Below are 14,219 nucleotides of genomic sequence, written 5' to 3'. Positions count from 1 at the left end.
TTTATGGGGTTAAGACGATCTTGCCGAATGGCCCGCGATCGAGGTGATCCAGCGCCTGCGGCAGCTGATCGAAGCGGTATACCTGGTCGATCACCGGCTGCAGGTTGACGGCGTCCACGGCGCGCACCAGGTCTTCCAGCGCGCGGCGGTGGCCGACGCCGATGCCCTGAATCACTGCGGATTTTAATAGCAGCGGGCCGGCGGGGGCGGAAATTTCGTTGCCTTCCAGGATGCCTATTACCGAGATGCGTCCTCCCACCGCCACGGCGCGCACCGAGTTGCCGAGGTTGGTGCCGCCCACGGTATCCACCACATGGTCGATGCCGCGATCCTGGGTCAGCTGATAGACCTTCTCCACCCAGTCGCCATGCAGGCGATTGATGCCGCGGTCGGCGCCCAGCGCCTTGGCGCGCGCCAATTTTTCGTCGCTGCCGGAAGTGACGTACACCTCGGCGCCGTGCGCTTTGGCGATCTGCAGCGCGAACAGCGCCACGCCGCCGGTGCCTTGCACCAATACCGAGTCGCCGGCGCGCAGCCTGCCTTGCTCCACCAGTGCGAACCAGGCGGTCAGCCCGGCGCACGGCAAGGTGCTGGCCTGAACATCGTCCAGCGACGCCGGCGCTGCCACCAGCCAATCTTCATGCACTATCACGTATTCCGCCAGCACGCCCTGATAAAAACCGCCGAGGGTGTGATAAGGCACCCGGCGCGCATCGCCGTAGGGTTTTTGCTCGCCGTCGAGCCAACCGGGGCTGAAGGTGGAAATGACGCGCGCGCCGGGCTGAAAGCGGCTGACGCCGGGGCCGATGGCATCGACCTCGCCAGCCATGTCCGAGGCGGGCGTGAACGGCTGCGGCAGCGTGAGCCCCATGCCGCTTTCTATCATCAGTTTGTCACGGTAATTGAGTGAGATAGCCTTCACTTTCACTCTGATCTCGCGCGGCCCCGGCTGCGGGATCGCGTCGGTGGTCAGCTGCAGGTGTTCACGCCCCAGGGCGTCCATCGTCCAGCGTTGCATCGTGTCGGTCATGATGTTCTCCAAAGTCTGCGATTAACGACCTGTCGATAATATCGTTGATGAAGGTTCGCCAGTGGCGATAAGATTTCCGCAGATTGTTTCTTTCAGGGCGACAAATCATGAGCGATCGGTTGAGCGGCATTTCGGTATTCGTTACCGCCGTGGAGGCGGGCAGTTTTGCGTTGGCGGCCAGTCGGCTGCATCTTTCGCGTTCGGCGGTCGGCAAAACCATCGCCCGGCTGGAACAGCGGCTGGGGGTGCGGCTGTTTCATCGCACCACGCGCAGCCAGAGCCTGACCGACGACGGTGCGCTGTTTTATGAGCGCTGCCTGCGGGCGCTGGAGGAGATCCGTGGCGCGGAAACGCTGCTGGAGTCGGGGAAACGACAGGTCAGCGGCCGGCTGCGGGTGTCGATGCCGGTGCTGTTTGGCCGCATGTGCATTGCGCCGCTGCTGACCGAACTGACGCGCGAGCATCCTGGGTTGGAGCTGGAGCTGTCGTTCAGCGATCGGGTGGTGGACCTGATTGAGGACGGCTTCGATATGGCGATTCGCAACGGTACGCTGGCCAACAGCAGCGGCTTGGTGGCGCGCCGCATCGGCGATCACCGCATGGCGCTGTGCGCCTCGCCGGCCTATCTGCAGCGGTGCGGCGAACCGCACAGCATCGAGCAACTGGCGCAGCATGAGGCGGTGACCTATATGCGCGCCGGCGCGCGGCGCAGCTGGTTGGTATTGGATAGCGACGGCAAGCCGCAGGACGTGATGCCGAATAACCGGCTGCAAATGGACGACCTGCAGGCGATTGCGGATGCGGCGACGGCGGGTTTCGGCATTGCCTGGCTGCCGTGCTGGCTGGTGCGTGAGCAGTTGTTGAGCGGGGCGCTGGTGCGCTTGCTGCGCGATCGGCCGGGCGCCGCCTTTGAAGCGCATGCGGTGTGGCCGCACACGCCCCACCTGCCGCTGAAGGTGCGGCTGGCGGTGGATACGCTGGTGAACAAACTGCCTGCCAGTCTGGCGTTGGTCGAGAAGGCGCTGTAGCGCGCCCGGTTCAGGAAGAGGCGGCGCGTTTTTTACGCCAGATCACCAGCATGGCGCCCAGCAGGCCGACGAACAGCAGCAGCAGCGGCAGCAGCATCAGGCCGGTCATCACCTGGCTTTCATAGCGTTTCACCAGAGGGATTTGGCTGAACGCGTAGCCGAGGCCGACCAGCGCGCAGACCCAGATCGCCGCGCTCAGCCAGTTGAACACCTGGAAGCGCGAGCTGTTGAGCCCGGAAATGCCGGCCATGGTCGGCAGCAGGGTGCGTACGAAACCGAGGAAGCGGCCGATCAGCAGCGCCGTCAGCCCGTGGCGGTTGAACAGGTTGTGCGCGCGCTGGTGGTACTGTGCCGGCAGTTGCAGCAGCCAGCTCTTCACCAGGCCGGTGTGGCCCAGCCAGCGGCCCTGGATATAGCTCAGCCAGCAGCCGAGCCCGGCGGCGGCGGTCAGTATCAGCAGAGTGGGGGCAAAGCCCATCACGCCTTTGGCGATCAGCGCGCCCGACAGCAGCAGCAGGCTGTCACCGGGAAGGAAGGAGGCGGGCAGCAGTCCGTTTTCCAAAAACAGAGTGGTGAAAAGTACGGCGTAAACCACCCAAATTACGCTTGGATCGGCGAGGGCGATGAAGTCCTGCTGCCAAAGCGCATGAATAATCTCTCGTAATACATCCATTTTATGTCCTGTTGCATGCCGGTTGCGCCCGGGGTCACGTTCTCCAGGATGCGGCGGTTACCGTATCTGACAGTTACCCGGTTAGTGTACCGCTAATAGCTTAAGCCGACATTAAACGAGACGAAGAAAATTATCGGAATCCGCCTTAGCGCACGCCGTTGAGGCGATCGAAGCCGGCCGCCAGATCGGCGATCAGGTCTTCGACGTTCTCCAGACCGATATGCAACCGCACCAGCGTGCCGGAAAAATCGACGCCGCCCGCCGGGCGGATCGCTTCCAGTTCTTCCGGCTGGTTGGCCAGGATCAGCGACTCGAAGCCGCCCCAGGAGTAGGCCATGCTGAAGTGGCTGAAGTTGTCCAGGTAGGCGGCCAACTGCGCCTCATCCAGCCGCTCTTTCAGCACGAAGGAGAACAGCCCGTTGCAGCCGCTGAAGTCGCGGCGATAGAACTCGTGGCCTTTGCAACTGGGCAGGGCCGGGTGATTGACCGTCGCCACCTCCGGCCGTTCGGCCAGCCAGTTGGCGACCTCAATGCTGCTGCGTTCGTGCTGCTTCAGGCGCACGTTCAGGGTACGCAGGCCGCGGCTCGCCATGTAGGCGGTGTCGGCATCCACCATCTGCCCCATCAGATAGGAGTACTCGCGCAGTTGCTCCCAACAGCGCGCGTTGGCGACGGCGGTGCCGAGCATGTAATCGGAATGGCCGATCAGGTATTTGGTGCCGGCCTGAATGGAGATATCGATGTCGAAATCCAACGCCTTGAACAGCACGCCCGCCGCCCAGGTATTGTCGATCATGATCACCACCTCCGGCGCCACGGCGCGAATGGCCTGCACCATCGCCGGAATGTCCTGCACTTCCAGGGTGATGGAGCCGGGGGATTCCAGGAACACCACGCGGGTGTTGGGTTGGATCAACGTGGCGATATCGGCGCCGATCAGCGGATCGAAATAGGTGGTGCTGACGTTCATGCGGCCGAGGATATGGGTGCAGAAATCCTGGGTCGGTTCGTACGCCGAACCAGTGACCAGCAGGTGATCGCCGGCGCCGACGAACGACAGAATCGCATTGGCCACCGCCGCCGCGCCGCAGGGGTACAGCACGCAGCCGGCGCCGCCCTCCAGCTCCACCATTGCATCCTGCAGGGCGAAGTGGGTCAGGGTGCCGCGTCGGCCGTAAAACAGCTCGCCGTGGGCGCGTTGCGCGGTGGCGTGTTTTTTGGCAGCGACGGAGTCGAAGACCAAAGAAGAGGCGCGTTGCGTGACGGGATTGACGGAGCCCTGGGTGTAACGCTGGCTGCGGCCGGCGCCGATCAGCGTGGTTTCGATATGTTTTGACGTCATGGTACCTGGCTCACCTCTGGTTGCTCTGCACGTGCCCGTTTGCGATAGCCCTTACGTTAACATGAGTTAATATAGCCATCCAGACGTTTTAACTTCCAGATATAGAAACGGCTATAATTGTCTGTCGAGCGCGCATTTCTCGCCTCATCCTTCTGCCGTGGTGCGAGAGAGAAGCCCATTCATCGGTCAAGACGCCGTTCGGCAGCGCGGCGTTGTTGCGTCGTTGTGGGAGAAAAGTAACGAAATAACCCTATAAAAGGGGCTGTTGGCGGTGAACGGACGCAGATTGGCGCTTTGTGGCGGGGCTGGCTAAAATTTTCTCGTTTATTTGGTAAATAATAATGAGAACTACTATCAATCCCCGGTTGGTTTGATATGATCGCACGCTGAATTATTCCTTAATTTTGATCGGTAATGGGTGGAGGCACAGCGTGAAAACGGCTGGCAAGAATTTAAATCAAGGATCGTTCGGCCAGGGCCGGGCGCAGTGGGGCAAGGTCTTCGGCCGCAGCCTGATGGCTTCTATGGTGCTGGTCGTGGGGCTGGCCGGCAGCGCGCAGGCCGCGCCGGCGAGCAATCCGGCCGTTGCCGAAAGCGTTGCGCCGACCACCGCGCCTGCACCTGCGGCAGCCGCCGCGCCGGAGAGCATCACGCCGGTGAACCCGGCGCCAACGATCCAGCCACCGGAAACCCGCGGCATGGACCTGTCCGTTTGGGGCATGGACCTGTCCGTTTGGGGCATGTACCAGCACGCCGACGCGGTGGTGAAAGCGGTAATGATCGGCCTGGTGCTGGCCTCGATCGTGACCTGGACCATTCTGTTCTCCAAAGGCAGCGAACTGCTGCGCGCCAAGCGCCGTCTGCGCCGCGAGCAGTTGGCGCTGGCCGAAGCGCGCTCGCTGGATGAAGCCTCCGAGCTGGCGCAAAACTTCGCCCCGGAGAGCGTCAGCGCGGTATTGCTGAACGATGCGCAAAACGAGCTGGAGCTGTCTGCGGAATCCAACGACAACAACGGCATCAAAGAGCGCACCGGCTTCCGCCTCGAGCGCCGCGTGGCGGCCTACAGCCGCAACATGGGCCGCGGCAACGGCTTCCTCGCCACCATCGGCGCCATCTCGCCGTTCGTCGGCCTGTTCGGCACCGTGTGGGGCATCATGAACAGCTTCATCGGCATCGCCCATTCGCAGACCACCAACCTGGCGGTTGTGGCGCCGGGCATCGCGGAAGCGCTGCTGGCGACCGCGCTGGGCCTGGTGGCGGCGATCCCTGCCGTCGTTATCTACAACATCTTCGCCCGCGTCATCAGCGGCCACCGTGCGCAGGTGGGCGACGTGGCGGCGCAGGTCATGCTGCTGCAGGGCCGCGATCTGGATCTGGCCGCGACGGCGGAAGCCAAGCGCTCACAGCACGCGCACCAACTGCGGGCGGGGTGAGTCATGGCGATGCGCTTAAATGAAGATCTGGACGACAGCGGCGAACTGCATGAAATCAACGTGACGCCGTTTATCGACGTCATGTTGGTGCTGTTGATCATCTTTATGGTGGCCGCGCCGCTGGCAACGGTAGATATCCGCGTCGATCTGCCGGCTTCTTCCGCCAAGCCGCAGCCGCGGCCGGAAAAACCGGTGTTCCTGTCGGTGAAGGCCGACAAGCAGCTCTACGTCGGCGATCAGCCGGTGAATGCCGATCAGCTGACTTCGGTGCTGGATCAACGTACCCAGGCTAACAAAGAAACCACCATCTTCTTCCAGGCGGACAAGAGCGTGGACTATGAAACGCTGATGAGCGTGATGGACACCCTGCGTAAAGCCGGCTACCTGAAAGTGGGGCTGGTGGGCATGGAGGGCGCCGCCAAGTAGCGGCAGCAAAACGATAAAGGGCGCTCAGGCGCCCTTTTTTATTGATTCTGAGATATCACTCCCCGGCTAACAAAGCCCGGGAACCGGCATGACGCCAGTGGATACGGCCCGGCAGATAAAGCGCGCTCTGTTCCAGCGGCCGTTCGTCGATAAGCGCGGTGACTTGGTCGAAGCTATGTTGCGCCAGTGCCAGGCAGTCTTGCGCGACCGTGTCTATCTTCAGCGTCATGCAGTCGAACAGGTAGTGATCGTCGAAGCTGCACAGGTGAATGTCGCTCTCCATCAGCTGATGCTGAGTCAGATAACGCAATACGCCTTCCAGCAGGCCGCAGGCGGCGGTAAACAGCGCTTTAGGCGGACGCCCCAGCTGTGCGCACAGCTGGGCAAACATCTCGTAACCTGAGCTGGGGTGATAGTTGCCGTTGATGATCCATTCCGGTTTGCATGTGATGCCGGCGCGCTCCAGGCCAAGCTGGAAGCCGGCGAGGCGATCGCGGGTCGGCGAAATGCGCGGCTGCCCGCCGAGAAAATAGATCTCATCCGGATGTTGGCGCGCGACCTTTTCCACCAGGTCGGCAGTCGAATTGACCGAATCGGTGATCACCAGCGGCAGTTCGGAGCCGGCGATCAGACGGTCCATCTGCACCACCGGCAGCCCGGCGTTGATCTTCTGGTATTCCGCGTCGTTCAACTGGCTGGAGGCGACGATCAAGCCATCCACCTGCCGCTGCACCAGACTGTTCACCGCCATCATCTCCTGCGCCGGGTTTTCATCGGTGCAGGCGATCAGCAGCTGCAGACCGGCTTCGCGGCACAGCGTTTCCAGCTCGCGTGAAATCACCGCAAAGCCGTAGTTGGTCATCTCCGGCACCACCAGCCCCAGCGTGTGGCTGCGGTTGGAGCGCAAAGAGCGGGCGTGGATGCTGGGCTGATAATGGTGTTCGTGCGCCAGCGCCAGAACGCGATCGCGGGTGTCGTCGGACACCCGATATTCCTTGCTGCGGCCGTTCAGCACCAGGCTGGCGGTCGATTTCGACACCCCGGCCAGCGTGGCGATGTCACTGATGGTAATGCGTTTATTTTTTTTCACTGACGCCATCTGAAGTCATCGGAGGATGCGTCATTCTAGCATGCATGGCGTCAGCGGCCAGTATTCCAACGCCAGCGGCGCGCTCCCGCACAGCCGCAGTTGCGGCTCACCAGCCGGGAAGTAGCGCGCGCTCATCACCGCCTCGCCGCGGTTGATGAAAATTTCCACGCTGGAACGATCGAACAGCAGTTGCAGATGCGTGACCGAGCCGCGCCAGTAACGGTGCTCCGGCCGGCCGTCGGTCAGGGAAGCGCGCGTCAGCTGCAGCCTTTCGCCGTCCCAGTTCAGCGTCATCGCGTCGCCAAAGGTTGCGCTGAACGCGCCTTGCGGCGTCATCTGCAACTCTGCGGCCCCCAGCGCATAGGTGGGGGCGTCATCGGCGCGGCCTTGCCAGCCTGCTCGCTCACCGCGCAGCTGTTGCAGCTCGCGCGCCGGGCGCTGGTGGAGGCGGCCATGCCGCAGCGACAGCTCGCGCGGGCAGGTCATGGTGTGGATCCAGCCGTAACGGCGCGTCGGATGGGCTTCTTCATCTTGCTCGGGCACGCCCATCCAGCCGAACAGCAGGCGGCGGCCATCTTCCGCCAGCGTCGTCTGCGGCGCGTAGAACTCGAAGCCGGCGTCCAGCTCGCGGAATTCGCCGTGGCTGAAGGCCGCCTGCCGGTAATCCAGCTTGCCGAGCAGATAGCCGGCCTGATAACGGTTGAGATAGCGTTCCGGCTGCGGCGCCAGCCCCTGCGGGCAGCAGATCAACACATCGGCGCCGTCCAGCGTGAACAGATCCGGGCACTCCCACATGTAGCCGAATTCCTCTAAGCCGTTCAGACCGGAACCGGCGATCTCGCCCAGCGATTGCCAGTCACGCAGATTGCTGGAGCGAAACAGCAGCACCTTACCGCGATCCTGCAGGTCACGCGCGCCGAGCACCATGTACCAGTCATTTTGATGACGCCACACTTTCGGATCGCGTACGTGACCGCTGTAGCCCTCCGGCAGCGGCAGCACCGGCCCGAGCTTGCGGTATTCACCCCGTTCGCTTTCCTGAGCCAGGCATTGGTAAGCGGTGCGTGAGCCGTCTGGGAATTTCACGTTGCCGGTGTAGATCAGCGTGATTTTGCCTTCCGCCGCCACCGCCGAGCCGGAGTAACAGCCGTGGCTGTCGTAACAGGCGCTGGGCGCCAGGGCGATTGGCTGGTGCTCCCAACGCAGCAAATCGGCCGACTGCCAGTGTCCCCAGCATTTGTTGCGATGATCGCAACCCAGCGGATTCCACTGATAAAACAGATGATAAACGCCGTTGTGCTGGATAAAGCCGTTGGGATCGTTCAGCAGGCCAACGCTGGGCGCCAGATGCCAGGCCGGTCGGTGCGGATCGCGCAGCGCGAGCGGCTGGCCGTTCATGACCGCCCGCATTGCCTGTTTGATTAAGCTGAGTTCTTCCATCATTGCGCGTCCGTTTTGTATTTCAGCAGCAGGGAGAGGACAAAGGCGCTGCCAAACGCGATCGCCAGACCGATGATATAGCTGACCAGAGAACTGGCCTGCACGATCGCCATGCCGGGGATCGCCGTCAGCCCGACCGCGTTCATGCCGACATGGTTGGCCACCACCCAGGCCCCGCCGAGCGCGCCGCCCGCCAGCGCCGCCAGAAACGGTTTCACGAAGCGCAGATTGATGCCGAACAGCGCCGCCTCGGTGATGCCGAGCATGGCGGAAAAGGCCGAAGGCACCGCAATGGCTTTGATTTTGGCGTCGCGGGTTTTGAAATAGACCGCCAGGCAGGCGCCGCCCTGAGCGATGTTGGCCATCGACCAAATCGGCAGCAGGAAGTTGACGCCGATAGTGGGGTTGCCGAGCAGCCCGGCCTCTACCGCGTGGAAACTGTGGTGGATGCCGGTAATGACGATAGCGGAATAGAGGCCGCCGAACAGCAGCCCGGCGAACCACCCCGCATGAGCGATCAGCGTGCTGAGCACGAAGGAGATGCCGTCGCCCAGCGCACGGCCGGCGGGGCCGATAAACAGCAGGGCGACAAAGCCTGAGATCACCACCGTCAGGAACGGCGTCAGGATCAGATCGAGCGCGTTGGGGATCACCTTACGCAGACGTTTTTCCAACAGGCTCATGAACCACACCGTCAGCAGCACCGGAAATACCGTGCCCTGGTAGCCGATCATGGCGATGTCCAGACCGAAGAAATTCATGGTGTGGAACCCGCCGGCGACGCCCCAGGCATTGGTCAACGCCGGATGCGTCAAAATGCCGCCGAGCGTGGCGCCCAGATAGGGATTGCCGCCGAATTCGCGTGCGGCGGTGAAACCGATCAGAATCGGCAGGATAATGAACGCCGCCGAGCTGAACATATCCAGCATGATGAACAGTGCGCTGTTGGCATCGGCCCAGCCGTAGGTTTTCACCATGCCGAGCAGCCCCATCAACAGGCCGGAAGCGACGATCGCCGGGATGATTGGCACGAAGATGTTCGACAGCAGGCGCGCGATGCGCTGCAGCGGGTTGAGCTTTTTCGCCGCGATATCGGCGGCTTCGGCCTTGCTGGATTCGCTGACGCCCGCCGCCTTGATGAATTCCGCATGCACCTTGTTGACCAGTCCGGTGCCGAAGATCACCTGGATCTGACCGGCGTTGCTGAAGCAGCCTTTAACGCCGTCCAGTTTGCCGATGGCCTCTTTGTCCACCTTGCTGTCGTCCACCAGCACCAGGCGCAGGCGCGTGGCGCAGTGGGCGGCGCTGGCGATGTTCTCTTTACCGCCGAGCAGCGGCAACAGCGCGTTGGCGGTTGCGGTAATGTCCATGTTGTCCCCTTGCTAAATAAAAATGCCGCCGCGCAGTTTGCGGCGCAGCGCCGTGAATCGATGTCAGAAGAAATACTTGAATCTGGCGCGCATGCCGTAACGCTGGTCGTTGTCGCCGTTGGCGATCTTGTTGTCGGCGTTGGCTTCCAGCAGCGACACATAGGCGCCTAAATACAGGTTGAAATTCTTCATATTCATAATGTTAGGTATCTGATACGACGCGTGAACGGTGTGGATGTCGTAGTTGCCCGGTTCGCTGAGCGGGTTGTGGATATCGGCGGCGATCCCGGCGGTATTGAACTCTTTGATATTGTTATGGGCATAGATATAACCCAGTTCGAAGCGTCGCCACAGCACGTTGACGCCGGCGGTGAAGTCTTGCTCGCCTGAGGCATCCAGATAGGCGGTGCTCAGGTTGGCCACCACGCCGTTATCCGGATTGGCGGCGCTGTTGTTCCAACTCATCGTCATGCCGTAGCCGTTGCGCTTGGATTGGTCGACGAAGCGGCCCTGGCTGTCCTGATAGCCGTAAGCGTTATTCACCACGTTGCTTTCCATCGCCGCCGCGATGCTGAAGGCGTCTTTCTTCCAGGCGATCACCGGGCGCAAATAGGCGACGTTTTTCTTATTTTCCAGCGCATTGCCGTGGTAGCTGTTGTCCTGGAACAGCGAGGTGCCGTCTTCCACCAGCGTGTTCAGTTCGAAATAGACATCCCCGGCGTATTTGCTCAGCATCAGGTTGCCGCCGCTGCTGCTGCGGCCGCGGCCTTCTTTCATCATGTAGATATAGCCGAAGCCGTCGGCGTACAGGTCGTTGGCGGTATTGCCGGAGTATTGAATGAAGGTGTCCTGATTCAGCGGGAACATGTCGTAGGCTTCGAAGCGGCCGATTTTGGTTTGCCAGTTATTTTCATTGCCGAAGAAGAAAGCGGCGTCGTCCAGGTTCATTTTGCCGCTCATGTCCGCCAGCGGCTGGACGCTGAAGCCGGAGAAGTTGCCGTCCGGATTGCGGCGGTAGCCGTCCAGCCCGACCAGAATGCGGCCATTGATGTCCCAGCGCTCTTTGTTGCCGGGTTTCCAGTCCTTGTGGTCGCTGCCTTTCAGCGACGTCAGCTGGCCGCTGCGGCTGGCGCCGTCCAGATTGAACTCCACGTCGCCGTACAGTTTCAGATCGTTGAAACCGTTCAGTTTCAGCGCGCTGGTCGGAGAGGATTGCGTTTCAAGCGCGGCGGCGCGCTGCACGACCTGCGCGGTTTGCCTTTCGGTGCTGGCGGTGCGCTGTTCCAGCTGTTGCGCCCGGCGTTCCGCCGCGGTGGCGCGAGTTTCAGCCTGAGCGGCGCGCTGTTCCGCCTGCGCCAGGCGTTGTTCAAGCGCGTTGAGGCGCGCCTCGATGCCGCCGCCGCCGGAGGCTGCAGCGGCAGACGTGGAGAGGAAAAGCCCTGTTGTTATCGCCAAATAGCTGAGTTTTTTCATCATCGTCTATCATCCGGGAAGGGTTGTTATTATTTTTTGCTAAATTGCTAAACCGGTTTTTCATGGCGAAAGATAACGATCGAGGAGCGGACTGGCAATCAAGTTTGCTAACCCGATTCAGCTATTGTGATCGAGCGCGCAAATCGCGGGTTAAAAGACCACGGCGCCCAGGGGATCGCCGTGGATGCAGGGGATCAACGCAGAAAAGCGGCCAGCTCTTCGGCGTGAGGCAGGGCGGTCATGGCGCCCTTGGCGGTGGTGGCCAGCGCGCCGCAGGCCTGAGCCTGGGCGATAACCGCCGGCCATTGCGCGTCCTGCGGCAATGCGTGAAGGCGCGCCAGCGCCGCTAACAGCCCGGCGACAAACGCGTCGCCGGCGCCGGTGGTATCGACCGGCACGACCGACGGCGCGCGGAAATGGCGCAGGCGATGCCCATCGTGTACGCAGACGCCGTCGCCGCCCAGCGTCACCAGCAGCAGGCGCAGCGGATAGGTTTGCATCATCCAGCGGATGCCGTTCTCCACATCGTCAAGGTGGCTGATGAAAGCCAGCTCTTCGCGCGACAGTTTCACCACATCCGCCAGCAGCAGCGCCTTTTGCAGGCAGGGGCGCAGCGCTTCCGGCTGACGCCAGACCTCTTCGCGGATGTTGGGATCGAAACTGACCCGGCCGCCGACTGCCCGCATGCGTTCCATCGCCGTAAAGGCCGTGCTGCGGCTGGGCTCCTGCGACAGCGCGATGGAGCAGAGGTGCAGCCATTCGCCCCGTTGGAAAGCCGGCAGATCGTCGGGCTGCAAAAACAGATCGGCGCTGGGCTGCACCATAAACGTGAATGAGCGCTCACCGTGCTGATCGAGATCCACCACCACCGTGGAGGTGTGGTGTTCGGGATCCGAAAGCATATGGTCAATATCCACCCCTTCATCGCTCAGCACCTGCTGCAGAAAGGCGCCGAAGCTGTCTTGCCCCACCCGGCCGATAAAGGCGCTGTCGCCGCCCAAGCGGGCGATACCCACCGCCACGTTCGCCGGCGCGCCGCCGGGGCATTTGAGATAACCGTTGGCATTTTCCGGCACCAGGTCGATCACGGCGTCGCCCAGTACCCATACGCGATTCATCATGCTTAATCCCTGTTTTTGTCGTTGTCAGATGGTGAGCTAAAATAGAAGAACCGGTTTAGCAAGGCAATGAAATAATCCTCAGAGCCGCTTGGTCAGTGAGGAAGATCAATCTTTCTGCTGGGCTTGGGGAAGAGGGGATCTGCCCCGCGAACCAGCGCGGGGCGAGATAGCGGGGCGTTTAGCCCAGCTTCGGATAGACGCCGGGACCGATTGGCAAGCCTAGCGCATACCAGACCAGCAGCAGCAAAATCCACACGCTGAAGAACACCACGGGATAGGGCAGGATCAACACGTAATAGGTGCCGAGCTGCGCGTCTTTGCGGTAGCGCTGCAGGAAGCCGAGGAACAGCGGCAGGAACGGCGACATCGGCGCCAGCGGCAGCACCGCAGAGTCGGCGATGCGAAAGATCATCTGGGCGAACGCCGGGTGGAAACCGAGCAGCATAAACATCGGCACGAAGATCGGCGCCAAAATTGACCAGATCGCCGAGCCGCTGGCGATGAACATGCACAGGAAGGCGGAGAGGAACATCAGGCCGAGAAATGCCGGTGCGCCGCTCATGCCGGCGGCTTCCAGCATATCGGTCAGACCGACGGCCATAAACTTGCCCATGTTGCTCCAGTTAAAGAACGCCACGAACTGCGACAGCGGAAACACCATCACGATAAAACCCGCCATGCTTTTCATCGGATCGAGCAAGTGGTGGGGAATATCGTCCGGCCGCCGGATCTGTTTGGTGACTACGCCATAGGTAATGGCGACGGTGAAGAAGAACAGGATGATGATCGGCACAATACCCTTGATGAACGGGGAAGGGATCACCGAACCGGTGTTCGGGTCACGCAGCGGCGCGGCCTCCGGCACCACCAGAGCGGCGATGATGGCGATAAACACCAGCGCGGCGATGCCGCTCATCATCAGCCCCCGGTTCTGCAGCGGGGTCAGCGCTGCGATTTTGTCTTCGGCGCCGCCTTGCCACTTCGGCAGACGGGGCTCGATAAACTTGTCGGTGAGCAGCGCGCCGGCGATGGTCAGCACGATCACGGAGGTGGCCATAAAGTACCAGTTGTCTATCACGCTGACGTGAACCGCGCCATCCACCGCTTTGGTGGCTTCGGTGCTGATGCCGGAAAGCAATACGTCGGTGGTGACGATCAACAGATTGGCGGTAAAACCGGAGGCGACGCCGGCGATCGCCGCCAGCAGTCCGGCTATCGGGTGACGACCCACCGCTACAAACATCAGCGCGCCGAGCGGCGGCATCACCACCAGCGCGGCGTCCGACGATATATGACTGAAGAAGGCGATAAACAGCACCATATAGCTGGCGTAGCGGGCGCTGACGCGCGAGGCCATTTTATACATCAGCGCCTGCAGCAGGCCGACCTTTTCCGCCAGGCCGGCGCCTATGACCAGCGCCAAAATAGCCCCCAGTGGCGCAAAGCTGCTGAAATTATGGATGATATTGGGAAATATCCACTGCATGCCCGCCACGCTCATCAGGTTATTCACCTTGATGAGCTCGCCGGTGGCCGGATTTTTCACCGCCACATCGAGCCAGGAAAACAGCGCGGTGGCCAGCATAAGCACCAGGATCAAATAGACGAACAATAAAAACGGATTGGGGATCTTATTGCCGATGCGTTCCACCCAGTAAAAAACGCGTCCGGGGCTTTTATTGATTGGCGTTGTGGCCTCACTCATGATTTTACCCTCTGTGTTTGCTCTGTTGTGTGATTGTTATTATTTGATTTATTTATAATTATGCTTGGTGGCCCGGTTGTCCGGGCCC

Annotated in this window: 12 protein-coding genes; 3 read left to right on the top strand and 9 right to left on the bottom strand. The window is 61.4% G+C overall.

Translation table 11 applies throughout. The features are described from left to right. Window position 1: 1 nt before the first annotated feature. On the bottom strand, window positions 2–1,030 hold the full coding sequence (locus ADK28_RS22780; RefSeq protein ID WP_048796756.1) for a zinc-dependent alcohol dehydrogenase family protein: 1,029 nt from the start codon (window positions 1,028–1,030) through the stop codon (window positions 2–4). A 107-nt stretch (window positions 1,031–1,137) separates the two neighbouring features. Between ADK28_RS22780 and ADK28_RS22775 the strand changes: the two genes are divergently transcribed. After that, window positions 1,138–2,058, top strand: coding sequence for a LysR family transcriptional regulator (locus ADK28_RS22775; protein WP_033639377.1), 921 nt, complete (start codon window positions 1,138–1,140; stop codon window positions 2,056–2,058). Window positions 2,059–2,068: 10 nt separating this feature from the next. Here the strand turns inward: ADK28_RS22775 and ADK28_RS22770 are convergent, their stop codons facing one another. Next, window positions 2,069–2,731 (bottom strand): DedA family protein, encoded by a 663-nt coding sequence (locus tag ADK28_RS22770; protein ID WP_004937300.1) that lies wholly within the window; start codon window positions 2,729–2,731, stop codon window positions 2,069–2,071. 145 nt (window positions 2,732–2,876) lie between these two features. Next, window positions 2,877–4,073: a cystathionine beta-lyase gene (gene metC, locus ADK28_RS22765; protein WP_048796755.1), complete on the bottom strand. Its 1,197-nt coding sequence runs from the start codon at window positions 4,071–4,073 to the stop codon at window positions 2,877–2,879. 431 nt (window positions 4,074–4,504) lie between these two features. On the opposite strand from metC, the gene exbB reads away from it, so the two are divergent. Next, the gene (exbB, locus tag ADK28_RS22760; protein ID WP_075202129.1) at window positions 4,505–5,506 is read left to right on the top strand and encodes a tol-pal system-associated acyl-CoA thioesterase; all 1,002 of its coding nucleotides are present in this window, start codon (window positions 4,505–4,507) and stop codon (window positions 5,504–5,506) included. A gap of 3 nt (window positions 5,507–5,509) precedes the next feature. After that, entirely contained in the window at window positions 5,510–5,932 is a 423-nt protein-coding gene (gene exbD, locus ADK28_RS22755; RefSeq protein WP_004937307.1) for a TonB system transport protein ExbD, read from the top strand. 55 nt (window positions 5,933–5,987) lie between these two features. On the opposite strand, the gene ADK28_RS22750 is transcribed toward exbD, so the two are convergent. The 6 genes from ADK28_RS22750 to abgT all read right to left on the bottom strand — a co-directional run bounded on the left by ADK28_RS22750 (window position 5,988) and on the right by abgT (window position 14,131). Further along, window positions 5,988–7,031: a LacI family DNA-binding transcriptional regulator gene (locus ADK28_RS22750; RefSeq protein ID WP_016930122.1), complete on the bottom strand. Its 1,044-nt coding sequence runs from the start codon at window positions 7,029–7,031 to the stop codon at window positions 5,988–5,990. Window positions 7,032–7,052: 21 nt separating this feature from the next. After that, window positions 7,053–8,462 (bottom strand): sucrose-6-phosphate hydrolase, encoded by a 1,410-nt coding sequence (locus tag ADK28_RS22745; RefSeq protein ID WP_048796754.1) that lies wholly within the window; start codon window positions 8,460–8,462, stop codon window positions 7,053–7,055. Beyond that, window positions 8,462–9,832, bottom strand: coding sequence for a sucrose-specific PTS transporter subunit IIBC (locus tag ADK28_RS22740; RefSeq protein WP_033639379.1), 1,371 nt, complete (start codon window positions 9,830–9,832; stop codon window positions 8,462–8,464). Before ADK28_RS22740 ends, ADK28_RS22745 begins: the two co-directional genes overlap by 1 nt. A gap of 63 nt (window positions 9,833–9,895) precedes the next feature. Next, window positions 9,896–11,305 (bottom strand): carbohydrate porin, encoded by a 1,410-nt coding sequence (locus ADK28_RS22735; RefSeq protein ID WP_048796761.1) that lies wholly within the window; start codon window positions 11,303–11,305, stop codon window positions 9,896–9,898. 194 nt (window positions 11,306–11,499) lie between these two features. Further along, window positions 11,500–12,426, bottom strand: coding sequence for an aminoimidazole riboside kinase (locus ADK28_RS22730; RefSeq protein WP_048796753.1), 927 nt, complete (start codon window positions 12,424–12,426; stop codon window positions 11,500–11,502). Window positions 12,427–12,604: 178 nt separating this feature from the next. Continuing rightward, entirely contained in the window at window positions 12,605–14,131 is a 1,527-nt protein-coding gene (gene abgT, locus ADK28_RS22725) for a p-aminobenzoyl-glutamate transporter (protein ID WP_028127596.1), read from the bottom strand. Window positions 14,132–14,219: the final 88 nt, after the last annotated feature.

Origin of the sequence: Serratia sp. 506_PEND, from assembly GCF_001076875.1 — a bacterium.
Lineage (GTDB): Bacteria > Pseudomonadota > Gammaproteobacteria > Enterobacterales > Enterobacteriaceae > Serratia > Serratia marcescens.
This window is presented reverse-complemented; position numbering and strand designations above follow the sequence as displayed.

What these genes read in the sequence shown, in the direction of transcription:
- ADK28_RS22745 (WP_048796754.1), bottom strand. Translation starts at nt 8,462, where the DNA reads ATGGAAGAACTCAGCTTAATCAAACAGGCAATGCGGGCGGTCATGAAC.
- ADK28_RS22740 (WP_033639379.1), bottom strand. Translation starts at nt 9,832, where the DNA reads ATGGACATTACCGCAACCGCCAACGCGCTGTTGCCGCTGCTCGGCGGT.
- ADK28_RS22750 (WP_016930122.1), bottom strand. Translation starts at nt 7,031, where the DNA reads ATGGCGTCAGTGAAAAAAAATAAACGCATTACCATCAGTGACATCGCC.
- ADK28_RS22770 (WP_004937300.1), bottom strand. Translation starts at nt 2,731, where the DNA reads ATGGATGTATTACGAGAGATTATTCATGCGCTTTGGCAGCAGGACTTC.
- abgT (WP_028127596.1), bottom strand. Translation starts at nt 14,131, where the DNA reads ATGAGTGAGGCCACAACGCCAATCAATAAAAGCCCCGGACGCGTTTTT.
- metC (WP_048796755.1), bottom strand. Translation starts at nt 4,073, where the DNA reads ATGACGTCAAAACATATCGAAACCACGCTGATCGGCGCCGGCCGCAGC.
- ADK28_RS22730 (WP_048796753.1), bottom strand. Translation starts at nt 12,426, where the DNA reads ATGATGAATCGCGTATGGGTACTGGGCGACGCCGTGATCGACCTGGTG.
- ADK28_RS22775 (WP_033639377.1), top strand. Translation starts at nt 1,138, where the DNA reads ATGAGCGATCGGTTGAGCGGCATTTCGGTATTCGTTACCGCCGTGGAG.
- ADK28_RS22735 (WP_048796761.1), bottom strand. Translation starts at nt 11,305, where the DNA reads ATGAAAAAACTCAGCTATTTGGCGATAACAACAGGGCTTTTCCTCTCC.
- exbD (WP_004937307.1), top strand. Translation starts at nt 5,510, where the DNA reads ATGGCGATGCGCTTAAATGAAGATCTGGACGACAGCGGCGAACTGCAT.
- ADK28_RS22780 (WP_048796756.1), bottom strand. Translation starts at nt 1,030, where the DNA reads ATGACCGACACGATGCAACGCTGGACGATGGACGCCCTGGGGCGTGAA.